This is a genomic window from Variovorax sp. V118 (genome assembly GCF_041154445.1).
In the GTDB taxonomy this organism is placed as follows: domain Bacteria; phylum Pseudomonadota; class Gammaproteobacteria; order Burkholderiales; family Burkholderiaceae_C; genus Variovorax; species Variovorax boronicumulans.
The window spans coordinates 6293126-6316063 of record NZ_AP028663.1 but is presented as its reverse complement, the minus strand read 5'-3'; the positions used below and the strand labels follow the sequence as shown (position 1 = coordinate 6316063).

Annotated in this window: 20 protein-coding genes, 1 pseudogene and 1 riboswitch; of the genes and pseudogenes, 18 read left to right on the top strand and 3 right to left on the bottom strand. The window is 68.7% G+C overall.

The window, feature by feature from the left end; all coding sequences use genetic code 11:
• Positions 1-106, top strand: a riboswitch (TPP riboswitch).
• A 92-nt stretch (positions 107-198) separates the two neighbouring features.
• The 3 genes from thiC to ACAM52_RS29360 all read left to right on the top strand — a co-directional run bounded on the left by thiC (position 199) and on the right by ACAM52_RS29360 (position 3270).
• Complete coding sequence (gene thiC / locus ACAM52_RS29370; protein ID WP_062478718.1) at positions 199-2082, top strand: phosphomethylpyrimidine synthase ThiC; 1884 nt, start codon at positions 199-201, stop codon at positions 2080-2082.
• 82 nt (positions 2083-2164) lie between these two features.
• Positions 2165-2857: an HAD family phosphatase gene (locus ACAM52_RS29365; RefSeq protein ID WP_062478714.1), complete on the top strand. Its 693-nt coding sequence runs from the start codon at positions 2165-2167 to the stop codon at positions 2855-2857.
• A gap of 86 nt (positions 2858-2943) precedes the next feature.
• A complete protein-coding gene (locus ACAM52_RS29360) occupies positions 2944-3270 on the top strand; it encodes a thioredoxin family protein (RefSeq protein ID WP_070062914.1) in 327 nt (108 codons plus the stop codon).
• Between the two features lie 281 nt (positions 3271-3551).
• Here ACAM52_RS29360 and ACAM52_RS29355 read toward each other — a convergent pair whose 3' ends face one another.
• Entirely contained in the window at positions 3552-4592 is a 1041-nt protein-coding gene (locus ACAM52_RS29355; RefSeq protein ID WP_095746925.1) for an AraC family transcriptional regulator, read from the bottom strand.
• A gap of 126 nt (positions 4593-4718) precedes the next feature.
• On the opposite strand from ACAM52_RS29355, the pseudogene ACAM52_RS29350 reads away from it, so the two are divergent.
• From ACAM52_RS29350 to ACAM52_RS29320, 7 genes and pseudogenes are all read left to right on the top strand, one after another.
• Positions 4719-5890: pseudogene (locus ACAM52_RS29350) on the top strand (isovaleryl-CoA dehydrogenase).
• Positions 5891-5958: 68 nt separating this feature from the next.
• On the top strand, positions 5959-7626 hold the full coding sequence (locus ACAM52_RS29345) for an AMP-binding protein (RefSeq protein WP_369645311.1): 1668 nt from the start codon (positions 5959-5961) through the stop codon (positions 7624-7626).
• Positions 7623-9245 (top strand): carboxyl transferase domain-containing protein, encoded by a 1623-nt coding sequence (locus ACAM52_RS29340; RefSeq protein WP_139701354.1) that lies wholly within the window; start codon positions 7623-7625, stop codon positions 9243-9245. The genes ACAM52_RS29345 and ACAM52_RS29340 overlap by 4 nt, the downstream gene beginning before the upstream one ends.
• A 13-nt stretch (positions 9246-9258) precedes the next feature.
• A complete protein-coding gene (locus tag ACAM52_RS29335; RefSeq protein WP_369645310.1) occupies positions 9259-10053 on the top strand; it encodes an enoyl-CoA hydratase/isomerase family protein in 795 nt (264 codons plus the stop codon).
• Between the two features lie 19 nt (positions 10054-10072).
• A complete protein-coding gene (locus ACAM52_RS29330; protein ID WP_369645309.1) occupies positions 10073-10744 on the top strand; it encodes a DUF4126 domain-containing protein in 672 nt (223 codons plus the stop codon).
• Positions 10737-12737 (top strand): acetyl-CoA carboxylase biotin carboxylase subunit, encoded by a 2001-nt coding sequence (locus ACAM52_RS29325; RefSeq protein WP_369645308.1) that lies wholly within the window; start codon positions 10737-10739, stop codon positions 12735-12737. The genes ACAM52_RS29330 and ACAM52_RS29325 overlap by 8 nt, the downstream gene beginning before the upstream one ends.
• A 59-nt stretch (positions 12738-12796) precedes the next feature.
• On the top strand, positions 12797-13771 hold the full coding sequence (locus ACAM52_RS29320; protein WP_369645307.1) for a DUF4349 domain-containing protein: 975 nt from the start codon (positions 12797-12799) through the stop codon (positions 13769-13771).
• A 25-nt stretch (positions 13772-13796) separates the two neighbouring features.
• Here the strand turns inward: ACAM52_RS29320 and ACAM52_RS29315 are convergent, their stop codons facing one another.
• Positions 13797-14111: an EthD family reductase gene (locus tag ACAM52_RS29315; protein ID WP_062477314.1), complete on the bottom strand. Its 315-nt coding sequence runs from the start codon at positions 14109-14111 to the stop codon at positions 13797-13799.
• Positions 14112-14198: 87 nt separating this feature from the next.
• On the opposite strand from ACAM52_RS29315, the gene ACAM52_RS29310 reads away from it, so the two are divergent.
• The 8 genes from ACAM52_RS29310 to ACAM52_RS29275 all read left to right on the top strand — a co-directional run bounded on the left by ACAM52_RS29310 (position 14199) and on the right by ACAM52_RS29275 (position 21172).
• A complete protein-coding gene (locus tag ACAM52_RS29310) occupies positions 14199-15119 on the top strand; it encodes a glyoxylate/hydroxypyruvate reductase A (protein WP_062477390.1) in 921 nt (306 codons plus the stop codon).
• Positions 15120-15212: 93 nt separating this feature from the next.
• Positions 15213-15962, top strand: coding sequence for an IclR family transcriptional regulator (locus ACAM52_RS29305; protein WP_369645306.1), 750 nt, complete (start codon positions 15213-15215; stop codon positions 15960-15962).
• Complete coding sequence (locus tag ACAM52_RS29300) at positions 15959-16348, top strand: cupin domain-containing protein (RefSeq protein WP_062477320.1); 390 nt, start codon at positions 15959-15961, stop codon at positions 16346-16348. The genes ACAM52_RS29305 and ACAM52_RS29300 overlap by 4 nt, the downstream gene beginning before the upstream one ends.
• 23 nt (positions 16349-16371) lie before the next feature.
• A complete protein-coding gene (locus ACAM52_RS29295; RefSeq protein WP_369645305.1) occupies positions 16372-17385 on the top strand; it encodes a Bug family tripartite tricarboxylate transporter substrate binding protein in 1014 nt (337 codons plus the stop codon).
• On the top strand, positions 17382-18614 hold the full coding sequence (locus ACAM52_RS29290) for a CaiB/BaiF CoA transferase family protein (RefSeq protein WP_369645304.1): 1233 nt from the start codon (positions 17382-17384) through the stop codon (positions 18612-18614). The genes ACAM52_RS29295 and ACAM52_RS29290 overlap by 4 nt, the downstream gene beginning before the upstream one ends.
• The gene (locus tag ACAM52_RS29285; protein ID WP_369645303.1) at positions 18611-19780 is read left to right on the top strand and encodes an acyl-CoA dehydrogenase family protein; all 1170 of its coding nucleotides are present in this window, start codon (positions 18611-18613) and stop codon (positions 19778-19780) included. Before ACAM52_RS29290 ends, ACAM52_RS29285 begins: the two co-directional genes overlap by 4 nt.
• Before the next feature lie 10 nt (positions 19781-19790).
• Complete coding sequence (locus ACAM52_RS29280) at positions 19791-20087, top strand: acylphosphatase (protein WP_369645302.1); 297 nt, start codon at positions 19791-19793, stop codon at positions 20085-20087.
• Positions 20088-20251: 164 nt separating this feature from the next.
• Positions 20252-21172 (top strand): hydroxymethylglutaryl-CoA lyase, encoded by a 921-nt coding sequence (locus ACAM52_RS29275; RefSeq protein WP_095746912.1) that lies wholly within the window; start codon positions 20252-20254, stop codon positions 21170-21172.
• 13 nt (positions 21173-21185) lie between these two features.
• Here the strand turns inward: ACAM52_RS29275 and ACAM52_RS29270 are convergent, their stop codons facing one another.
• Positions 21186-22937 carry a protein kinase gene (locus ACAM52_RS29270; protein WP_369645301.1) on the bottom strand — a complete coding sequence of 584 codons (1752 nt, stop codon included), beginning with the start codon at positions 22935-22937 and terminating at the stop codon, positions 21186-21188.
• Between the last annotated feature and the right edge of the window lies 1 nt (position 22938).

Sequence of the window (22938 nt, the reverse complement as noted above, 5' to 3'; positions counted from 1 at the left end):
GGCCCCGCTCCGGGGTGCACGCATGTGGCGTGCTGAGATGGCAAAGCTGCCGACCCGCGAACTTGATCCGGGTCATACCGGCGTAAGAAGAGCTGCACTCCCTGACTTCGGTCCGTCACTCCCTTTTCTGGTGGCGGGCCTCCCGAGGTCCACTGAGCGATTGCGGAGCACCCTTTCCCTCAACAAGGAGTGCCTCCGATGAATGCCCCCGATAAATTCACCTCGCTGCTGTCGCTGACGCGCGAACCCTTTCCCGCCTCGCACAAGTGCGTCATTCCGGGCAGCCGGCCCGACCTGTTCGTGCCCGTGCGCGACGTGGCGCTGACCAACGGCGAAACCGTCTCCCTGTACGACACCTCGGGCCCCTACACCGACCCGAAGGTCGAGATCGACGTGCGCCGCGGCCTGCCCGACGTGCGCAGCGCCTGGGTCATCGAGCGCGGCGACACCGAAAGCTATGAAGGCCGCACGCACCACGCGCTGGACGACGGCGCGAAGAACGAAGACCGCGACGCGCAGCGCCTGGCCGAACTGCGCGCCGGTGCCTCGGCGCTGCAGCGCACGCCGCGCCGCGCGAAGTCGGGCGCCAACGTCACCCAAATGCATTACGCACGCCGCGGCATCGTCACGCCCGAGATGGAATACGTGGCCCTGCGCGAGAACGGCAAGCGCGAATGGATGGCCGAGTATCTGGCCAACGAGGAGCGCGCCAAGCGCGTGGCGGGCAACCCGATGGGCGCGAGCATTCCGCGCATCATCACGCCCGAGTTCGTGCGTGACGAGGTGGCCCGCGGCCGCGCGATCATTCCCGCGAACATCAACCACCCCGAGGTCGAGCCGATGGCCATCGGGCGCAACTTCAAGGTGAAGATCAACGCGAACATCGGCAACTCGGCCGTCACCTCGAGCATCGAGGAAGAGGTCGAGAAGCTGGTGTGGGCCATTCGCTGGGGCGCCGACAACGTCATGGACCTGTCGACCGGCAAGAACATCCACACCACGCGCGACTGGATCGTGCGCAACTCGCCGGTGCCCATCGGCACGGTGCCGATCTACCAGGCGCTCGAAAAGGTGGGTGGCGTGGCCGAAGACCTCACCTGGGAGATCTATCGCGACACGCTCATCGAGCAGGCGGAGCAGGGCGTCGACTACTTCACCATCCACGCGGGCCTGCGCCTGCCGTTCATTCACCTCACGGCCGACCGCATGACGGGCATCGTGTCGCGCGGTGGCTCGATCATGGCCAAGTGGTGCATTGCGCACCACAAGGAGAGCTTCCTCTACACGCACTTCGAGGACATCTGCGACATCATGAAGGCCTACGACGTGAGCTTCTCGCTCGGCGACGGCCTGCGCCCCGGCTCGGGTGCCGATGCGAACGACGAGGCCCAGTTCGCCGAGCTGCGCACGCTGGGCGAGCTCACGCAGATCGCCTGGAAGCACGACGTGCAGACCATGATCGAAGGCCCGGGCCACGTGCCGATGCACATGATCCAGGCCAACATGGACGAGCAGATCAAGCACTGCCACGAGGCGCCGTTCTACACGCTCGGCCCGCTGACCATCGACATCGCACCGGGCTACGACCACATCTCCAGCGCCATCGGCGCCGCGATGATCGGCTGGGCCGGCACGGCGATGCTCTGCTACGTAACGCCCAAGGAGCACCTGGGCCTGCCCGACCGCGACGACGTGAAGCAGGGGATCATTGCCTACAAGATCGCCGCGCACGCGGCCGACGTGGCCAAGGGTCACCCGGGAGCGCGCTCGCGCGACGACGCGCTGAGCAAGGCACGCTTCGAGTTCCGTTGGCAAGACCAGTTCAACCTGGGCCTGGACCCCGACACGGCGCGCGAATTCCACGACGAGACGCTGCCGAAGGACTCGAGCAAGGTGGCGCACTTCTGTTCGATGTGCGGCCCCAAGTTCTGCTCGATGAAGATCACGCAGGAAGTGCGTGAGTACGCGGCCAAGAAGGGCGTGGCCGAGGCGGCTGCCATGGCCGAGGGCATGGAAGAGAAGTCGAAAGAATTCATGGCCGGCGGCGGCGAGATCTACATCCCGATCCGGCCAGTGGCCTGAGATGGCCCGATAGCCTGAGTCTGCCCGTGCGGAAAGGGGGCGTTGCTACCATGGGGCCAGACCCCTGAACTCCAGCCTCGCAATGACCCCTTTCCCCTTTTCCGCCGTTCTCTTCGATTGCGACGGCGTGCTCGTCGATTCCGAACCCATCACCAACCGCGTGCTTGCCGACATGCTCGGCGAACTCGGCTGGCAGCTCACGGCCGAGGAATCGATGAACATCTTCACCGGCAAGGCCGTGAAGGACGAGACGGCGCTCATCGAGGCCAAGACGGGCTTCAAGATCACCGACGACTGGCTGCGCGGTTTCCGCGCCCGCCGCAACGAGGCGCTGGACCGCGACCTCGTCGCCATTCCCCACGCACCCGCCGCCATCCGCGAGATCCACGCGCGGCTCAAGGGCCGCATTGCCTGTGCCTCGGGCGCCGACCGCCACAAGGTCGAGCTGCAGCTGGCCAAGGTCGGCCTGCTTGACTGCTTCGAGGGCCGTATCTTCAGCGGCCACGAGATGCCGCGCTCCAAGCCGCATCCCGACGTGTACCTGGCCGCGGCGGAAGCGCTGGGTGTCGACCCGAAGCGCTGCGCGGTGGTCGAAGACACGGTCACCGGCGCAATGGCCGGCGTGGCCGCGGGCGCCACGGTGTTCGGCTACAGCACGGGCGAGTCGGGCCACAGCGGCCCGGGCGCGCTGCGCGCCGCGGGCGCCGTGGCCGTGTTCAGCGACATGACCGGGCTGCCCGCGTTGCTGGCCGGCTACGGCCTGCAGGCGGCCTGAGTTTCTGGTGCAATGACGCCCGTCAGCGTGTGGCGCGCCCGTCGCCTTCACGCGCTCCTTCCCACGAATTCGCAAGGACCCTGCCCATGACCTCCGAGTACCAGACCGAGCAACCCGACCGCAGCGAGATCGACGCGCTCCAGGGCCCGGCCGTGGTGGAGTTCGGCACCAACTGGTGCGGCATCTGCAAGGCCGCGCAGCCGAACATTGCCGAGGCTTTTGCCCAGTACCCGAACGTGCGCCGCATCAAGGTGGAAGACGGCAGCGGCCGCCCGCTGGGCCGCTCGTTCAACGTGCGGCTGTGGCCCACGCTGGTGTTCATGCGCGACGGGCAACAGGTCGCGAAGCTGGTGCGGCCGGAAGACAGCCAGTCGATCGCCGATGCGCTGGCGCTGATCGATTCGCCGGCCTGAGTTTCGTTCGTTGTCCAGGGCGACGCTCCCGCCGACGGGGAGCCTTGCTCCGCGAATGTCCTCCGCCCTTCGGGCTCCCCCCTTGATTTCGCTGCGCAAGGCACCCCATCGACGTGAGCGTGGGGCAGTGCGGTTGTTGATCGACCGGCACAACGACAGCGCTCAGCGGGCGCAGGACACTGGGTGCTTCCCGCAGCGAAATCAAGGGGGAGGCCGCAGGCCGGAGGACATTCGCGGAGGGAAGTACCCGGTGGCCTGTGCACGCGCCCTGAACAAACACCCTACAGCCCCAGCTGCCGAAAATCCCGAGGCGCGTGCCCCGTCCACTGCAGGAACGCACGCGAAAAGCTCTTTTCGTTACGAAAGCCCACCGCCAGCGCCACCTGCTTGATCGGCCGCGTGGTCCGGCGCAGCTGCTCCACCGCGAGTTCGTGCCGCACCTCGTTCTTCAGCACCTGCAGCGAGGTGCCTTCCTCATGCAGCTGCCGATGCAAGGTGCGCCCCGACACATTCAGCAGCCCCGCCAGTGCCTCGGCAGTGGTCGCCTCGCCGGCGCGCGCGCGCAGCAGTTCGCGCACGCGCTGGCCCAGCAGGCGGTCGCGGCGGTACTGCAGCACCGTGAGCGGCAGGGCGCGCTTGAGCATGGTGCGCAGCGCGCGTTCGTCGCGCAGCAGCGGCAGCGCGAGGTAGCGCTCGTCGAAGCTGATGCTGGCCTGCGGCGCGTCGAAGTGCACGTCGGGCGTGAACATCAGCGGGTAGGCGTCGCGGTGCGGCGGCGCCGCGAACGGAAAGGTGGCCTGGCGCAGCGAGATGCGCGAGTCGATGGCCCAGCACACATACCCGTGCATGAAGCGCAGGCTGGTCACCAGGCAGAACTCGCGGAACGCGGGGTCGAGCGGGCGGTTCTCGGTGATGCGCAGCGTGGCCACGCCGCCGGTCACCTCCAGCGCCAGCGTGATGTCCTCGGTCAGCAGGCGGTGGTGGCGGCACCAGCGTTTCATGGCCACGCCCAGGTCGGGCGAGGTGAGCGAGGCGCGGCACAGCATGCCGTAGCTGCCCCAGGGCAGGCGGCGCGAGAACCAGCCCAGCGCCTCGTCGTCCAGCTCCTGCATCGCGTGGCCCGACAGCGCCTCGAACTGCGCGGCCGTCACCCGCGCGCCTGGGCGGGCCAGTTCGCGCGGCGCGATCTGTGCCGCCTGCAGGGCCTGCGCCGGGTCCTTGCCGTAGCGGGCATACCCTTGCACGATGGCTCGCACGAAGGCCATCGGCGTGACGGCGCGGGCGGGTCGCAGGAAGGCGGGGGACGACGTGGTGGAGGGCATCGGTCGTGGCGCAATTTGCAACCATTGTGGCGCCAATTGCGGCGCCACGAGGCGTAAGCTGCGTTTTTTCAAGCGCCATCCGCGCGGGCAGCCTGCGCGCCGACCCCTTCAGAGGAGACAAGACTCATGCACGATTTCGGCCTCAACTTCGACCTGGGCGACGACATCGACGCGCTGCGCAGCGCGATCCAGGACTTCGCCGCCAACGAAATCGCGCCCCGCGCCGCCGAGATCGACCGCGACAACCTGTTCCCGCACGACCTGTGGCAAAAGCTCGGCGAGCTGGGCCTGCACGGCATGACGGTGAAGGAAGAATTCGGCGGCACCGAGCTGGGCTACCTGGCCCACATCGTGGCCATGGAAGAAGTCTCGCGCGCCTCGGCCTCGGTGGGCCTGTCGTACGGTGCGCACTCCAACCTGTGCGTGAACCAGATCCACCGCAACGGCAGCGAAGCGCAGAAGAAGAAATACCTGCCCAAGCTGGTGAGCGGCGAGCACGTCGGCGCGCTGGCCATGAGCGAGCCCAACGCCGGCTCCGACGTGGTGAGCATGAAGCTCAAGGCCGACAAGAAGGACGGCTACTACGTGCTCAACGGCGGCAAGATGTGGATCACCAACGGCGGCGACGCGACACGCTGGTCATCTACGCCAAGACCGAACCCGAAATGGGCGCGCGCGGCATGACCGCCTTCATCGTCGAGAAGAACTTCAAGGGCTTCTCGGCCGGCACCAAGCTCGACAAGCTCGGCATGCGCGGCTCCAACACCTTCCCGCTGTTCTTCGACAACTGCGAAGTGCCCGAAGAGAACGTGCTCGGCGGCGAAGGCATGGGCGCCAAGGTGCTGATGAGCGGCCTGGACTACGAGCGCGCCGTGCTCTCGGGCGGCCCGCTGGGCATCATGGCCGCCTGCATGGACGCCGTGATCCCCTACATCCACGAGCGCCAGCAGTTCGGCCAGAGCATCGGCGAGTTCCAGCTGATGCAGGGCAAGATCGCCGACATGTACTCGACCTGGCAGGCCACCCGCGCCTATGTGTACGCCGTGGGCAAGGCCTGCGACCGCAACGACCATGCGCGCACCTTCCGCAAGGACGCGGCCGGCGCCATCCTGTATTCGGCCGAGAAGGCGACCTGGATGGCCGGCGAGGCGATCCAGACGCTGGGCGGCGTGGGCTACACCAAGGATTTCCCGGTCGAGCGGCTGTGGCGCGACGCCAAGCTGTACGAGATCGGTGCGGGCACGAGCGAAGTGCGCCGCATGCTGATCGGCCGCGAGCTGTTCAGCGAAACCGCATAAGCCGCGCTGCACACCCTCACCCCACCCTCTCCCCGCAGGGAGAGGGCGCCAGACAAGGAGACAAGACGATGCCACTGACGCAGAGCCTGGCCCAAGGCGCCACGGACGTCCCCCTCATCGAGCAAGCCATCGGCGACTTCTTCGACGACATGGTCGAGAAGCAGCCTGAACGCGAAGCCCTCGTCAGCCGCCACGAAGGCCAGCGCTTCACCTACCGCGAACTGCAGACCGCGTCGAACAAGCTGGCCAGCGCGCTGCTGAACCTGGGGCTCGTGCCCGGCGACCGCGTGGGCATCTGGTCGCACAACAACGTGCCCTGGGTGCTGATGCAGATCGCCACCGCCAAGGTCGGCCTGATCCTCGTGAACATCAACCCCGCCTACCGCACCTCGGAGCTCGAGTACGCGCTCAACAAGGTCGGCTGCAAGGCGCTGGTGACGATGGCGCAGTTCAAGACCAGCGACTACTTGGGCATGCTGCGCGAGCTGGGCCCGGCCAAGCTGCCGCTGCTGCAGCACACCTTCTGGATCGACAAGCCCGGCCAGGGCGACGAGCAGCCCGGCATGCGCCGCTTCAGCGAGCTGCTGGCCGGCGGCGATGCGGCCGACGCGCGCGTGGCCGCCACGCAGAAGACGCTGAAGGCCACCGACCCCATCAACATCCAGTTCACCAGCGGCACCACGGGCTTTCCCAAGGGCGCGACGCTCACGCACCGCAACATCCTGAACAACGGCTTCTTCATCGGCGAGTGCATGAAGCTCACGCCGGCCGACCGCCTGTGCATTCCGGTGCCGCTGTACCACTGCTTCGGCATGGTGCTGGGCAACCTGGCCTGCCTCACGCACGGCTCGGCCATCGTGTACCCGAACGACGGTTTCGACCCGCTCACCGTGCTCGAGACGGTGCAGGCCGAGAAGTGCACGGGCCTGCACGGCGTGCCCACGATGTTCATCGCCGAGCTGGACCATCCGCGCTTCAAGGAGTTCGACCTCTCGACCCTGCGCACCGGCATCATGGCCGGCTCGCCGTGCCCGATCGAAGTGATGAAGCGCGTGGTCAACGAGATGCACCTGGGCGAGATCACCATCGCCTACGGCATGACCGAGACCAGCCCCGTGAGCTGCCAGAGCAGCACCGACACGCCGCTGGACCGCCGCGTGTCGACCGTGGGCACCGTGCAGCCGCACCTCGAGGTGAAGATCATCGACCCCGAGACCGGCGCGATCATGCCGCCGGGCCAGTCGGGCGAGCTGTGCACGCGCGGCTACTCGGTGATGCACGGCTACTGGGAAGACGAGCCCAAGACGCGCGAGGCCATCGACGCCGAGCGCTGGATGCACACCGGTGACCTCGCCACCATGGACGCCGAGGGCTACGTGAACATCGTCGGGCGCATCAAGGACCTGGTGATCCGCGGCGGCGAGAACATCTACCCGCGCGAGATCGAAGAATTCCTGTACCGCCACCCGAAGGTGCAGGACGTGCAGGTGGTCGGCCTGCCCGACAAGAAGTACGGCGAAGAGCTGTGCGCCTGGATCATCGTCAAGCCCGGCCAGACGGCCACCGACGCCGAGATCCGCGACTTCTGCAAGGGCCAGATCGCGCACTACAAGGTGCCCAAGTACATCCAGTTCGTCTCCGAGTTCCCGATGACGGTGACCGGCAAGATCCAGAAATTCAAGATCCGCGACGCCATGACCGAGCAGCTCGGTCTCAGCCAAGAAAAGACAGCATGAGCAAACTCGAAACCAAACTCAACGCACGGTCGGCCGACTTCCAGGCCAATGCGGCCGCGATGCGCGCGCTGGTCGACGACCTGCAGCAGCAGTTCGCGAAGGTGGAGCAGGGCGGCGGCGAGGCCGCGCGCGCCAAGCACACGGCGCGCGGCAAGCTGCTGCCGCGCGACCGCGTGGCCGAGCTGCTCGACCCGGGCACGCCTTTCCTCGAGATCGCGCCGCTGGCCGCGCATGCGATGTACCTCGATGCCAAGGGGGCCGAGTCGGCGCCGGGCGCCGGCATCATCGCGGGCATCGGCCGCGTGAACGGCGTGGACTGCATGATCGTGTGCAACGACGCCACCGTGAAGGGCGGCACCTACTACCCGATGACGGTGAAGAAGCACCTGCGCGCACAGGAGATCGCCGAGCAGAACCGCCTGCCCTGCATCTACCTCGTGGACTCGGGCGGTGCCAACCTGCCGAACCAGGACGAGGTGTTCCCCGACCGCGAGCACTTCGGCCGCATCTTCTACAACCAGGCCAACATGAGCGCCCAGGGCATTCCGCAGATCGCGGTGGTCATGGGCTCGTGCACGGCCGGCGGCGCGTACGTGCCGGCGATGAGCGACGAATCGATCATCGTGAAGAACCAGGGCACCATCTTCCTGGGCGGCCCGCCGCTCGTGAAGGCGGCCACCGGCGAGGTCGTGTCGGCCGAAGACCTGGGCGGCGGCGACGTGCACACGCGCCTGTCGGGCGTGGTCGACCACCTGGCGCAGAACGACCTGCACGCGCTGGCACTGGCGCGCTCGGCGGTGGCCAACCTCAACGCGAAGGCCGCCGACACGCCGCAAGGCGCCGCGGTGCGCGCGCCCGACTTTCCGCGTGAAGAGCTGTACGGCGTGATCCCCACCGACACGCGCAAGCCCTTCGACGTGCGCGAGATCATTGCGCGCATCGTCGACGGCAGCGAGTTCCACGAGTTCAAGGCCCGCTTCGGCGCCACGCTGGTCTGCGGCTTTGCCGAGATCGAGGGCATGCCCGTGGGCATCATCGCCAACAACGGCATCCTGTTCAGCGAGTCGGCGCAGAAGGGCGCGCACTTCATCGAGCTGTGCTGCCAGCGCAAGATCCCGCTGGTGTTCCTGCAGAACATCACCGGCTTCATGGTGGGCCGCAAGTACGAGAACGAAGGCATCGCGCGCCACGGCGCCAAGATGGTGACGGCCGTGGCAACCGCCAACGTGCCCAAGTTCACGATCATCATCGGCGGCAGCTTCGGCGCCGGCAACTACGGCATGTGCGGCCGTGCGTACAGCCCGCGCTTCCTCTGGATGTGGCCCAACGCACGCATCAGCGTGATGGGTGGCGAGCAGGCTGCGAGCGTGCTGGCCACGGTGAAGCGCGACGGCATCGAACTGAAGGGCGGCAGCTGGAGCGCCGACGAGGAAGAGGCCTTCAAGGCGCCGATCCGCCAGCAGTACGAAGACCAGGGCCACCCCTACTACGCCACCGCGCGCCTGTGGGACGACGGCATCATCGACCCGGCCGACACGCGCCGCGTGCTCGCACTGGGCCTGGCCGCATCGCGCAACGCGCCGATCCCCGAGCCGAAGTTCGGCATCTTCCGCATGTGACGAGGGGCACCGCATGAGCAGCACCTTCACCAAGCTGAACCTCGCCATCGACGGCGCGGTCGCACGCATCTGGCTCGACCAGCCCGACGCGCGCAACGCCTTCGACGACGTCGTGATCGCCGAGCTGACGCAGGCTTTCCTCGAAGCCGGCGCCGCGCCGCAGGTCAAGGCTGTCGTGCTCGGCGCGAACGGCCCGGCCTTCTGCGCGGGCGCCAACCTCAACTGGATGCGCCGCATGGCCGACTACACGCGGGGCGAAAACCTCGCCGACGCGGGCAAGCTGGCCGACATGCTGCGCACCATCGCCGAATGCCCCAAGCCCACCATCGCGCGCGTGCAGGGCGACGTGTACGCGGGCGGCATGGGGTTGGTCGCGGCCTGCGACATGGCCGTGAGCGTCGACACCGCGTGGTACTGCCTGAGCGAAGTGAAGATCGGCCTCGTGCCCGCGACCATCAGCCCGTACGTGCTGCGTGCGATGGGCCCGCGCGCGTCGCAGCGTTACTTCCTCACGGCCGAGCGCTTCACCGCCGCCGAGGCGCACCGCATCGGCTTCGTGCACGAAGTGGTGGCTGCCGACGCGCTCGACGCCAAGGTCGACGAGCTGCTGAAGGCCCTCACCGGCGCCAGCCCCGCCGCCGTGCGCGCCTGCAAGCAGCTGATCGCCGACGTGGCCGGCCGCGACATCGACAGCGCGCTCATCGCGAAGACGGTCGAAGGCATCGCCGACATCCGCGCCAGCGACGAAGGCCGCGAGGGCGTGCAGGCTTTCCTGCAGAAGCGCAAGCCGTCCTGGCTCGCCGGCTGACAGCCCACCAAGGACCGCCATGAACGCACTCGACATGCCGCAACTGCTCGCACTGGCCGCCGCCATCGGCTGGGCCAGCGGCGTGCGCCTGTACCTCGTCGTGCTGCTGACCGGCCTGGTCGGCTACTTCGGCTGGGTGCCGTTGCCCGCGGGGCTGCAGATGCTCGCGCATCCGATCGTGCTCGCGGTCAGCGGCTTCATGGTGTTCGTCGAGTTCTTCGCCGACAAGATCCCGGGCCTCGACTCGCTCTGGGACGTGGTGCACACCGCCATCCGCATCCCCGCCGGCGCGGCGCTCGCGGCCAGCGTGTTCGGTGCCGACCACGGCGCCATGGCCGTCGTCGCGGCGCTGCTGGGTGGCGGCTTCGCGGCCACGGCGCATGCGGCCAAGGCCACCACGCGCGCGGCCATCAACACCTCGCCCGAGCCGTTCTCGAACGTCGGTGCGTCGCTGGTCGAAGACTCGATGGTGCCGGCCGGGCTGTGGCTCGCAGTGGCGCATCCGCTGGTCTTTCTGGTGCTGTTCGTCTTCGTGTTCGTGCTCAGCGTGTGGCTCATCCGCAAGAGCTGGCGTTTTCTGCGCGCGCTGTTCGGCCGCGTGGCACGCATCTTCAGTGGCCGGCCCGATCCGGGCGTCACGTCCGCCTTTCAACTGAAAAAGAATCCTCCGGGAGACACTCCGAATGTTTAAGAAGATCCTCATCGCCAACCGTGGCGAGATCGCCTGCCGCGTGGCCGCAACCGCTCGTCGCATGGCGGTTCGCACCGTGGCGGTGTACTCCGATGCCGATGCGCACGCCAACCATGTGCGCGCCTGCGACGAGTCGGTGTACCTCGGCGGCAGCGCCCCGAAGGACAGCTACCTGCGCTGGGAAAAGATCCTCGAGGCCGCCAAGGCCACGGGCGCCGAAGCCGTGCACCCGGGCTACGGCTTCCTCAGCGAGAACGAAGAGTTCGCGCAGGCCTGCGCCGACGCCGGGCTGGCCTTCATCGGCCCGCCGCCCTCGGCGATCAAGGCCATGGGCCTGAAGGCCGAGTCGAAGCAGCTGATGGAAAAGGCCGGCGTGCCGCTCGTGCCCGGCTACCACGGCAGCGACCAGGACCCGGCGCTGCTGCAGCGCGAGGCCGACCGCATCGGCTACCCGGTGCTCATCAAGGCCAGCGCCGGCGGTGGCGGCAAGGGCATGCGCGCGGTCGACAAGGCCGCCGATTTCGAGGCCGCACTGGCCTCGTGCAAGCGCGAAGCCATCAACAGCTTCGGCGACGACGCGGTGCTGATCGAGAAGTACGTGCAGCGCCCGCGCCACATCGAGATCCAGGTGTTCGGCGACACGCAAGGCAACTACGTCTACCTGTTCGAGCGCGACTGCTCGGTGCAGCGCCGCCACCAGAAGGTGCTGGAAGAAGCGCCCGCGCCCGGCATGACCGAGGCGATGCGCAAGCAGATGGGCGAGGCCGCCGTGGCTGCCGCCCGCGCCGTGAACTACGTCGGTGCAGGCACCGTCGAGTTCATCGTCGAGCAGCGCGAAGGCGGCGAGATGAACTTCTTCTTCATGGAGATGAACACGCGCCTGCAGGTGGAGCATCCGGTCACGGAAGCCATCACGGGCCTCGACCTCGTCGAATGGCAATTGCGCGTGGCCTCGGGCGAGCCGCTGCCCGCCAAGCAATCGGAACTGCAGATCCACGGCCACGCCATCGAGGCGCGCATCTGCGCCGAGAACCCCGACAACAACTTCCTGCCCGCCACCGGCACCTTGCGCGTGTACCGCAAGCCGCAGGCGACCGCCTTCCAGCGCAGCCGCGTGCGCATCGACGACGGCGTGCGCGAAGGCGGCGAGATCTCGCCCTTCTACGACTCGATGATCGCCAAGCTCATCGTGCACGGCAGCACGCGCGCCGAAGCGCTGGCCCGGCTCGATGCCGCGCTGGCGCAGGTGCAGATCGTGGGCGTGTCGACCAACGTGCAGTTCTTGCGCGGCATCCTGGCGACCGAGTCGTTCTCGAAGGCCAACCTCGACACCGCGCTCATCGAGCGCGAGCGCGCCGTGCTGTTCGACCGCGAGCCGCTGGGCCTGCCGCTGGCCGCGGCCGCCGCCATCACGCGCACGCTGGTCACCGAGTGGCCGACGCAGCTGCCCGACCCCTTCGAACGCCGCGACGGCTGGCGCGCACACGGCGAGTACAAGCGCCGCTTCGACTTCGAGTTCCGCGGCGCCGAGCACAGTGCGCTGCTGACCTACCGCCGCGACGGCGGCCTGCACCTCGAAGTGGGCGGTGTCGAAGGCCCGCTCACCATCGGGCGCTTTCCCACGGGCGAATTCGAGCTCGAGTTCGCCGGCACGCGCCAGACCCTCGACGTGCACCTGGACGGCGCCACCGCCCACGTGTTCGCGGCGAAGGGCGCCACGCGCCTCACCGCCATCGACCGCCTCGCCCACGCGGGCGACACCCACGCCGAAGGCGGCCGCCTCACGGCGCCGATGCCCGGCAAGGTCGTGTCCTTCGCGGTCAAGGCCGGCGACAAGGTCAGCCGCGGCCAGCCGCTGGCCGTGATGGAAGCCATGAAGATGGAGCACACCATCGCCGCGCCGGCCGACGGCACGGTGGAGGAGCTGATGTTCTCGCCGGGCGAGCAGGTGGCGGAAGGCGACGAATTGTTGCGAATGGCGGCTGCCGCTTAACCCCGATCCGGGCGCTCGCCCGTATCAGCGGTGGTAGTCATTCTTTTCAAGGAGTCCTGATGAGCCGCCGCACCCTTTCCCTGTCGACACCTCGCGCCGCCGTGCGCCACCGCGCAGGCGCTGTCCTGCTGGCCCTGGCGGCCGCCCTGTCGCTGGCCGGCTGCGACCGCCAGCGCAGTGCCGAGTCGGCCGCGCCGGCCTCCGCGCCTGCGCCCATGCAGGCGCCGCCGATGGGCTACGGCGGCGGCATGGCCATGAAGGAACAGAGGGCGCGTGCACCGCAGGCCGAGATCGCCGCGTCGCAGTCCGACGAGGCGCGGGGCGGCAGTAGCGAGACCGCGCTGCAGCGCTTCCTGGCCGTGCGTCAGGACCTGAACGTCGAAGTGCCGGCCGAACAGCTGGCCGACGCCTGGGGCAAGGTGCGCGACCTGTGCGGCACGCTGAAGTGCGAGCTGCTGTCGTCTTCGCTGCTGCGCGAGACGGCGCAGCAGCCGGGCAACGCCCTGCTCGAGATGCGCGTGGAACCTGCCGACGTCGACAAGCTGCTCGGCGGCCTGGCCGGCGTGGCGAACGTGGTCTCGCACACCACCACCAGCGAAGACAAGACCTCCGAGGTGATCGACGTCGAGGCCCGCATCAAGAACCGCACCGAGTTCCGCGACAGCCTGCGCGTCATGCTGCGCGACACCGTCACCAAGCGCACCATGGCCGACCTGCTGGCGATCCAGCGCACGCTGTCAGACACCCAGGCCGAGCTCGACGCCATCGCCACCCAGCGCAAGGTGCTGGCGCAGCAGACCAGCAAGCAGCACATCCAGATCCAGTTCACGCCCAAGCGCGCGCTGGTGAGCGGCAGCGACGGCTACAGCCCGATGGCGCACGCGCTGCGCAACGCCGGCGACGTGCTGGCCGAAAGCGTGGGCGCGCTCATCACCTTCGTGGCCGCGGCGCTGCCGTGGCTGCTGCTGGTGGTGCTGCCCGTGGGGTGGCTGGTGCGGGTGCTGTGGCGTCGTCGCCGGACCGGCAAGGCCTGAGTCCGGTCAGAAGCGAAGTGGTGCGTCAGCCCACCACCACTTCACTGATCTGCATCACCGGCGCGATGTCGGTGTAGTTCTTCACGTCGCCCATGATCTCCTTCACGTGCGGGCCGAAGGCCTTCTGGAAGGACTCGACCGATTCGGCGAACACGTGGCACATGCCGACATACGTGGGCGGCGAGCCCGGTGCGCCGCCGCCCAGGCCTTTGTCGATGGTGTACGAGAGGCAGGCGTCGCCCATGCGGGCCTTGAGCATCGGCATGTGCTGGTCGCGGTAGTAGTCGTGGTCGAACCGCGCGCCGGGGGTGTGGGGGTACATCACGCTGACTTTGATCATTCGAGGGGTCTCCTTTGTGGCTGAATGCGGTCGAGCATAGGAGATGGCGCGCGGCGCAACAAGCCGGTGCCTTCTAAGATGGCGCCCATGCGAATCTCCGTCTACCTCACCGACAACCGTCCCGATCCCTGGATCGATGGCCTGAAGGCCGAACTCCCCGAAGCCACCATCGAAGCCTGGACGCCCGGCGCGCCGCAGGCCGACCACGGCGTGGTGTGGGCGCCGCCTCAGCAGTTCCTCGACGAGCAGCCCGACCTGCGCGGCCTGTTCAACATCGGCGCGGGCGTCGATGCGCTGCTCAAGCTCAAGGTGCCGGCGCACACGCGCATCGTGCGCCTGGACGACGCGGGCATGTCGGTGCAGATGGCCGAGTACGTGTGCCACACGCTCATCCGCCACTTCCGCGAGTTCGACGTGTACGAGGCCGATGCGCGCGAGGGCAAGTGGAGCTACCGCAAGCCGAAGCTGCGGCGCGATTTTCCGGTCGGCATCATGGGCCTGGGCGTGCTCGGCGAGCGCGTGGCCAAGGCGGTGGCGCAGTTCGAATTTCCGGTGCTCGGCTGGAGCCGCTCTGCCAAGGCCATTGACGGCGTGCAGGTGTTCAGCGGCGAGGCGCAGTTCGACGAGTTCCTGGCCTCCACGCGCGTGCTGGTCAACCTGCTGCCGCTGACCGAGGCCACGCGCGGCATCCTGAACCGCACCACGCTGGGCAAGCTCAAGCCCGAGGGCTACCTCATCAGCATCGCGCGCGGCGGCCACCTGGTCGAAGACGACCTGATCCCGATGCTCGACGCCGGCCAGCTCGCGGGCGCCACGCTCGACGTGTTCCAGGTCGAGCCGCTGCCGGCCGACCACGCCTTCTGGCGCCACCCGAAGATCACCGTCACGCCGCACGGCTCGGCGCGCACGCTGCGCGAGGAGTCCATCGCCCAGATCGCCGGGAAGATCCGCGCGATGGAGCAGGGCCTGCCGATCGCCGGCATCGTCGATCCCGTCCGCGGCTACTGACGGCCCTGCGCCGACGACGACGGTCCGGCTGACATGCGGCCGGCGGGGGAAAACCCCGACGCTTTTGTTTTTCACATACGAGAAAATTTCTTCATGGTTGTGAAAACAGCGTTCCGCGTGATCGAGATCGTCGAGCTCTTTGCCCGGGAGAAGCAGCCGCTGGCCCTGTCCGAGATGGCGCGGCTGCTCGACATGCCGGTGTCCAGCTGCCTGGGCCTGATCCGCACGCTCGAAGAGCAGGGCTACATGTACGAGACCGGCCGCCGCCAGGGCTACTACCCGACGGGCCGGCTGCTCGCCATGGCGCAGGTCATTGCCGCGCACGACCCGGTGCTCGACCGGGTGAAGGCCACGCTCGAAGAACTGCGCGACGCCGCCTGCGAAACGGTGGTGTTCGGCAAGTTTCGTGATGCGGAAAACGTCGTCTATCTCGACGTGCTGAGCGCGCCGCAGCGCATCCGCTACACGGCCGAGTCGGGCGAAACGCGCCCCGCGTACGCCAACTCGCTGGGCCGCGCGCTGCTGTCCACGCTCGCGCCCGAAGCGCGCCGCAAGCTGCTCGAGGGCATGACGCTCGCGCCGCTCACCGACGCCACGCTCACCACCGCCGACGCCATCGAGGCCGAGCTGCAGCGCGGCGCCGCGCGCGGCTGGTACGGCAACCTCGGCGAAAGCATTCCCGACCTGATCGGCCTGGCCTGGCCGCTGCGCATCGGCGGCGAGGCCTACGCGATCTCGGTGGCCGGCCCGCGCTACCGCATGGAAGCGCGCATCGACGACATCGCTGCGATGCTGCGCTCGGCCTGCTTGGCCATCGAACCCAAGACAGAGAACCCCCGATGACTGAAACCGCTGCGCGCTACTTCGTCCGCGAGGACGAGATCACCGGCTACCACCCCGCCAACCACACCGGCACGCTGAACAAGCGCCTGATCGGTCCCGAGACGGTGGGTGCCAAGCAGCTCGAGGTGCTGGTGGGCCACATCCAGAAGGGCAAGGGCGCGCTGCCGCATGCGCACCCGGGCATCGAACAGGTCTGCTACATGCTCGAAGGCCGCGCGGTCGCCGAGGTGGGCGGCCAGCGGCAGGAGCTGCATCCTGGCGACAGCTGCTTTTTTCCGGCCGACGCGATGCACACCTTCACGGTGGTGAGCGACGAACCGGTGCGCGTGCTGGTGATCTACAGCCCGCCGTACGAGGAATCGCCGGAGCGCGTGATCCGGCCCTGAACGACAACCCCGGAGACACAACCATGCAGACGAAGAACGCGACAGAAACAGTCGCGGTGGAAAGCCGCCGCCGTTTCATTTCCATCGGCGCTGCGGCGGGCCTCGTGGGCGCCGCGCCCTGGGCCTTCGCGCAGGACGGCGGCTATCCGAAGCAACCGATCAAGCTCGTCGTGCCCTTCGCGGCCGGCAGCGGCACCGACGCGGTGGCGCGCATCACCGCGCAGATGCTGGGCGAGGCGCTCAAGGCCTCGGTGATCGTCGACAACCGGGCCGGCGCCAGCGGCGTGATCGCGGCCGAGCTGGTGGCCAAGGCGCCGCCCGACGGCTACACGCTCTTCATGACGACCAACACCACGCACTCGGCCAACCCGAGCCTGATGAAGTCGCTGCCCTACGACCCGGTGAAAGACTTCGCGCCCGTCAGCCGCATGGGCAACCTGCCGTTCATGCTGGTGGTGAACAACGACCTGCCCGTGAAGAGCGTGGCCGAGCTGCTGGCCTGGGGCCGCGCGCATCCGGGCAAGCTGACCTACGCCAGCGGCAACAGCACCGGCATCGTGAGCGGCGCCACGCTGTCGCGCATGAGCGGCATCCCGATGCTGCACGTGCCCTACAAGAGCACGCCGCCGGCCATTGCCGACCTCATCGGCGGGCAGGTGTCGATGATGGTGGTCGATCTCGCCGCGGGGCTCGCCACGGTCAAGGCCGGCAAGATGCGCGCCATTGCGGTCACCACGCAGGAGCGCACCAAGCTCTTTCCCGAACTGCCGCCACTGGCCGACACGCCCGAGCTCAAGGGCTTCGACATCACCTCCTGGAACGGCGTGTTCGCGCCGGCCGGCACGCCGCGCGATGTTGTGCTCAAGCTCAACAAGGCGCTCGCGGAGATGGCGAACGGCACGGTGTTTCGCGAGCGCGTGAGCCGGTTGGGTTTCGATGCGTTCGGCAGTACGCCGGAAGAACTCGGGGCCTTCACCGTGTCCGAGCTGGCGAAGTGGAAGAAGCTGATCCAGGCCGCGGGCATCCAACCCGAATGAGCGCGACCGGACCTCTCGGCCCCCTCGAAGGCATCCGCATCCTCGACCTCACGGCCGTGGTGATGGGCCCGTACGCCACGCAGACGCTCGGCGACCTCGGCGCCGACGTCATCAAGGTCGAGCCGCCGTCGGGCGACAACCTGCGCGCCGTCGGCCCGATGCGCCATGCCGGCATGGGCGCGATGGCGATGCACCTGAACCGCAACAAGCGCTCCATCGTGCTCGACCTCAAGCAGCCGGAAGGCCGCGAGGCCTGCCTGCGGCTTGCGGCGGGCTGCGATGCGCTCATCTACAACACGCGCCCGCAGGCGATGGCACGGCTGGGGCTCGGCTACGAGGCCGTGGCCGCGGTCAATCCGAAGATCGTCTACCTCGGCGCCTTCGGCTACGGCGAAGAAGGCCCTTACGCCGGCAAGCCCGCCTACGACGACCTGATCCAGGGCGCGGCCGGCGTCGCCTCGCTCTTCGCGCAGCAAAGCGGCGGCGCGCCGCGCTACGCGCCCGTCACGCTGGCCGACCGCGCCGTGGGCCTGCAGGCCGCCATCGCGCTGCTCGCCGCCGTGCTCAGCGCGCAGCGCACCGGCAAAGGCCAGGCCGTGGAAGTGCCGATGTTCGAGGCGCTCTCGCAGTTCGTCATGGGCGACCACCTCGGCGGCCACAGCTTCGAGCCGCCGCTCGGTCCCACCGGCTACGCGCGCCTGCTCGCGGAGCACCGCAAGCCCTACGCCACGGCCGACGGTTACCTCGGCGTGCTCATCTACAACGACAAGCACTGGCAGGCCTTCTTCGACGTGATCGGCCGGCCCGAGCTGCGCAGCTCGCCGATGTTCGGCACGCACACGGCGCGCGCCGCCAACATCGGCGCGGTCTACGCATTCGTCGCTGAGGTGATGGCCACGCGCGGCAGCGACGAATGGATGGCGCTGCTGGAAGCCGCCGACATTCCCGTAGCGCGCCTGCACACCACCGAGAGCCTGCTCGACGACCCGCACCTGCGCGCCGTCGATTTCTTCCCCGAGTTCGACCACCCGAGCGAAGGCCGCATCCGCACGCTCGCGCCCGTCGGCCGCTACAGCGCCACGCCCGCAGCGATCCGCCGGCCCGCGCCGCGCATCGGCGAGCAGAGCGTCGAGCTGCTGCGCGAAGCGGGCTACGCGGAAGAAGCCATAGCCGACATGCTCGCGCGCGGCGTGACGCTGCAGCCGGACCCCATGAAAGACAGCGAATGAATTTCTCCCTGAACGAAGACCAGCGCTCGCTCGTCGCGGCCATCGAGCGCCTGTGCGAAGACTTCCCCATCGACTACTGGCGCGACCACGACGACCGCGCCATGTTCCCGCACGAATTCCACCGCGCCGTCGCCGAGAGCGGCTGGCTCGGCATCGCCATGCCCGAAGCGCAGGGCGGCGCGGGGCTGGGCATCACCGAGGCGGCGCTGATGATGCGCGCCATCAGCGCGTCGGGCGCGGGCATGTCGGGCGCGTCGTCGGTGCACATGAACATCTTCGGCCTCAACCCGGTGGTGGTGTTCGGCACCGAGGCGCAGCGCCAGCGTTTTTTGCCGCCGCTGATCGCGGGCACCGAGAAAGCCTGCTTCGCCGTGACCGAGCCCGACGCGGGGCTCGACACCACGAGCCTCAAGACGCAGGCGGTGCGCCAGCCGAACGGCAGCTACCTGCTGCACGGCCGCAAGATCTGGATCTCGACCGCGCAGGTGGCCGACCGCATGCTGATCCTCACGCGCACCACGCCGCTGGACCAGGTGAAGAAGCCCACGCAAGGCCTCACGCTGTTCTACACGGCGCTGGACCGCAGCAAGGTCGAGGTGCGCGAGATCCACAAGCTGGGCCGCGCGGCGGTCGACTCCAACATGCTCTTCATCGACGGCCTCGAGGTGCCCGAGGAAGACCGCATCGGCGAGGAAGGGCGCGGCTTCGAATACATCCTGCACGGCCTGAACCCCGAGCGCATATTGATCGCCGCCGAAGCCATCGGCATCGGCCGCGCCGCGCTGCGCATCGCTTCGCAGTACGCGCAGGAGCGCGTCGTCTTCGGCCGGCCTATCGGCCAGAACCAGGGCGTGGCGCATCCGCTCGCGCGCGCCTGGGCCAACCTGGAGGCGGCCGACCTGATGATGCTCAAGGCCGCCACGCTGTACGACGCGGGCGAGCCCTGCGGTATCGAGGCCAATGCCGCCAAGTACCTCGCGGCCGAGGCGGCGCACGACGCCTGCCAGAACGCCGTGCTCACACTGGGCGGCATGGGTTACGCGAAGGAATACCATGTCGAGCGCCTGCTGCGCGAGAGCTACATCCCGCGCATCGCGCCGGTCAGCCCGCAGATGATCCTGAACTTCATCGCCGAAAAAGCACTGGGGCTGCCGAAGTCGTACTGACCCACTTTCCATGAACGCCCACGCCACCATCACCCGCCATCTCGTCGTCCACGGCCTCGTGCAGGGCGTGGGCTACCGCTGGTCGATGGTGCAGGCCGCGCAGAGGCTCGGCGTGCGCGGCTGGGTGCGCAACCGGCGCGACGGCAAGGTCGAAGCGCTCGTGGCCGGCGAGGCCGATGCGGTCGAGGCGCTGGTGCACTGGACGCGCCAGGGGCCGGCCGGTGCACGCGTGGAGGCGGTCGATGTGAGCGAGGCCGAAGCCGCGAGCGATCTGCCCGACGGCTTCGTGCAGCGCGAGACCGTCTAGCGGCTGCTTTCCTGCGGGGCCGACCGGTTGGCACCATTTGCAACCCCACAGGCGCGCATTGCTACCTTCCGCGACTTGTGTACCAAGCAGCGCGCGGCCATGTGTCGGACAATCGAAGCCGGTTTTTCATCATCCTCCCGCGACAGCGACACCAGAGACATCCCATGAAACTCCCCGCCCAGGTCAAGCTCGTCGACGTCGGTCCGCGCGACGGCCTCCAGAACGAAAAGCAACCCGTCTCCGCCGAGGTCAAGATCGGCCTCGTGCACCGCCTGCAGGACGCCGGCCTGAAAGAGATCGAGGTCACCAGCTTCGTTTCGCCCAAGTGGGTGCCGCAGATGGCCGACAACGCCGAAGTGATGCATGGCATCACGCGCAAGCCGGGCGTCCTCTACTCGGTGCTCACGCCCAACATGAAGGGCTTCGAGGCCGCCATTGCCGCGCCGCGCGAAGAGTGGCCCGACGAGATCGTGGTGTTCGGCGCCGCGAGCGAGGCCTTCAGCCAGAAGAACATCAACTGCTCGATCGCCGAGAGCATCGAGCGCTTCGCGCCCGTGGTCGAGGCCGCGCGCGCCAAGGGCATCGCCGTGCGCGGCGCCATGTCGTGCACGGTGGGCTGCCCCTACGAAGGCGAGATCGCACCGGCCAAGGTCGGCTACCTCGCGCAACTGATGAAGGGCATCGGCGTGCAGCGCGTGGACGTGGCCGACACCATCGGCGTGGGCACGCCGCGCAAGGTGCAGGCGGCCATGGAGGCCACGCTGGCGCACTTCGATGTCGACGCCATCTCCGGCCACTTCCACGACACCTACGGGCAGGCGCTGGTCAACACGCTGGCGGCGCTCGAGCTGGGCGTGTGGAACTTCCAGTCGTCCTCGGCCGGCCTGGGTGGCTGCCCCTACGCCAAGGGCGCGACGGGCAACGTCGCGACCGAAGACGTGGTCTACATGCTGCACGGCATGGGCATCGCCACCGGCATCGACCTGGACAAGCTCATCGACGCGGGCGTGTACATCAGCGAAGCGCTGGGGCGCGAGCCGAACTCGCGCGCCTCGAAGGCGATCCGCACCAAGCGGGCCGGCTGAGCCTTCTTTCTTCTCAGCGCCCGAAGGCGCGCAGCCCCAGCAGCAGCACCACCGCCGCGGCCAGCAGCACGGTGGTGCACTGCCAGAAGAGCACCGGGCGGCGCTCGATCAGCGGCGGCATCCGCGCACTCAAGAACTCCGGGCCCGGCGCGCGCAGGTCGTGCGCGAACTCCGACACCGCCTGCTGCCGCTTCGCGGCCTGCGGGTGCAGCGCCTTCTGCAGCACGGCATCGACCCAGGCGGGCAGCTCGGGCCGCAGGTGGCGCACGGGCACATAGCGCAGCCGCCCCACGTCGGCTTGCGTGCGGATGCGCGACACCTGCAGGCCGTAGGGCAGCTGGCCGCACAGCATCTGGTAGACGATCGCGGCCAGCGAGAACAGGTCGGAGCGCGCGCTGCCGCCGTGGCCGGTGAAGTATTCGGGCGCGGTGTACTGCAGCGTGCCTTCGATGGCGAGCGCGCGGGTTTCGCCGCTGCCGTCGGCCAGGCCGGCCACGTGGGTCGCGGCCAGGTCGATGATCTTCACGGTGCCGGCGCGGTCGATCATCACGTTCTCGGGCCGCAGGTCCTGGTGCAGCATCTCCTTGCCGTGCAGCGCCTGCAGCCCGCGCGCCAGCTGCGCGACGATGCCGCGCACGCTGTCCAGGTCGGGCCGGGGGTGGTCGACCATCCACTGCGCGAGCGTGTGGCCGTCGACGTATTCCATGGCCACGTACAGGTGCGCGCGCGGGCGCTCGACGGCGCTGGCCTTGAGCACGTGCGGGCTGTCGATGCGCCGCGCCACCCATTCCTCGAGCACGAAGCGGTCGAGGTAGCCGGGGTCGTCGCGCAGGTCGACCGACGGCAGCTTCAGCACGGCGGGCTGGCCGGTGGCGTCGTCGGTGGCCAGGTAGACGTGGCTGCGCGCGCTCATGTGCAGCTCGCGCACGAGGCTGAAGCCCTCGAAGCGCGCCCGCGGCGCGAGCGCCGGCGGCATCGCCAGGCCTTCGCGCTGCAGCTGCGCGGGCGGCGCGGCGGCGTCGGGCAGTTCGTCGATGCGCAGCAGCTGCACGGTGATGTCGTCGGTGCTGCCCCGGGTGCGCGCGGTTTCCGCGAGCCAGCGCGCTGCTTCGTCGAAGTCGTCGGCGTGCAGCGCCAGCGCCTCGTGCACGGCGGCGGCGTCCAGGTGCGTGTAGGCGCCGTCGGTGGCCAGCAGGTAGACCTCGCCCACCTCGGCCTCCCAGCAGCGGTGGTCGATTTCGACATGGGCGCCCGCGCCCAGCGCGCGCCCGAGGTACGACTCCACCGACGACACGCGCACGCGGTGGTCCTCGGTGAGCTGTTCGAGCGCGCCGGCATGCAGCCGGTGGATGCGTGCGTCGCCCACGTGCAGCAGGTGCGCGTCGCGGCCCTTGAGGATCAGCGCGCTGAAGGTGCAGACGTAGCCGCTGTCCTTGTCGAAGCGCGCGTCGCTGCGCATCGTCTGCGCATGCAGCCAGGCGTTGGTGGCGCCCAGCACGCGCTGCGCCGCGCGCTGCACCGACCAGGTGTCGGAGGTGGCGTAGTAGTCGTCGAGAAAGCCGCGCACGGCGGCCGCGCTCGCCACCTGGCTCACGCGGCTGGAGCCGATGCCGTCGGCCAGCGCCACGGCGATGCCCTTGGAAAGAAGCAGCGCGCCCTCGGGCAGCATGGCGCCGTGGAAGTCCTGGTTGACCGGCGCGTAAAGCCCCGCCAGCGAATGCTGGCCGAGCGTCACGCGCAGCTGCTTGCGCGGCGGCGCGGGCATG

Coding starts and splice junctions, on each gene's coding strand:
- thiC (WP_062478718.1), top strand. CDS start 199: ATGAATGCCCCCGATAAATTCACCTCGCTGCTGTCGCTGACGCGCGAA.
- ACAM52_RS29365 (WP_062478714.1), top strand. CDS start 2,165: ATGACCCCTTTCCCCTTTTCCGCCGTTCTCTTCGATTGCGACGGCGTG.
- ACAM52_RS29360 (WP_070062914.1), top strand. CDS start 2,944: ATGACCTCCGAGTACCAGACCGAGCAACCCGACCGCAGCGAGATCGAC.
- ACAM52_RS29355 (WP_095746925.1), bottom strand. CDS start 4,592: ATGCCCTCCACCACGTCGTCCCCCGCCTTCCTGCGACCCGCCCGCGCC.
- ACAM52_RS29345 (WP_369645311.1), top strand. CDS start 5,959: ATGCCACTGACGCAGAGCCTGGCCCAAGGCGCCACGGACGTCCCCCTC.
- ACAM52_RS29340 (WP_139701354.1), top strand. CDS start 7,623: ATGAGCAAACTCGAAACCAAACTCAACGCACGGTCGGCCGACTTCCAG.
- ACAM52_RS29335 (WP_369645310.1), top strand. CDS start 9,259: ATGAGCAGCACCTTCACCAAGCTGAACCTCGCCATCGACGGCGCGGTC.
- ACAM52_RS29330 (WP_369645309.1), top strand. CDS start 10,073: ATGAACGCACTCGACATGCCGCAACTGCTCGCACTGGCCGCCGCCATC.
- ACAM52_RS29325 (WP_369645308.1), top strand. CDS start 10,737: ATGTTTAAGAAGATCCTCATCGCCAACCGTGGCGAGATCGCCTGCCGC.
- ACAM52_RS29320 (WP_369645307.1), top strand. CDS start 12,797: ATGAGCCGCCGCACCCTTTCCCTGTCGACACCTCGCGCCGCCGTGCGC.
- ACAM52_RS29315 (WP_062477314.1), bottom strand. CDS start 14,111: ATGATCAAAGTCAGCGTGATGTACCCCCACACCCCCGGCGCGCGGTTC.
- ACAM52_RS29310 (WP_062477390.1), top strand. CDS start 14,199: ATGCGAATCTCCGTCTACCTCACCGACAACCGTCCCGATCCCTGGATC.
- ACAM52_RS29305 (WP_369645306.1), top strand. CDS start 15,213: ATGGTTGTGAAAACAGCGTTCCGCGTGATCGAGATCGTCGAGCTCTTT.
- ACAM52_RS29300 (WP_062477320.1), top strand. CDS start 15,959: ATGACTGAAACCGCTGCGCGCTACTTCGTCCGCGAGGACGAGATCACC.
- ACAM52_RS29295 (WP_369645305.1), top strand. CDS start 16,372: ATGCAGACGAAGAACGCGACAGAAACAGTCGCGGTGGAAAGCCGCCGC.
- ACAM52_RS29290 (WP_369645304.1), top strand. CDS start 17,382: ATGAGCGCGACCGGACCTCTCGGCCCCCTCGAAGGCATCCGCATCCTC.
- ACAM52_RS29285 (WP_369645303.1), top strand. CDS start 18,611: ATGAATTTCTCCCTGAACGAAGACCAGCGCTCGCTCGTCGCGGCCATC.
- ACAM52_RS29280 (WP_369645302.1), top strand. CDS start 19,791: ATGAACGCCCACGCCACCATCACCCGCCATCTCGTCGTCCACGGCCTC.
- ACAM52_RS29275 (WP_095746912.1), top strand. CDS start 20,252: ATGAAACTCCCCGCCCAGGTCAAGCTCGTCGACGTCGGTCCGCGCGAC.
- ACAM52_RS29270 (WP_369645301.1), bottom strand. CDS start 22,937: ATGCCCGCGCCGCCGCGCAAGCAGCTGCGCGTGACGCTCGGCCAGCAT.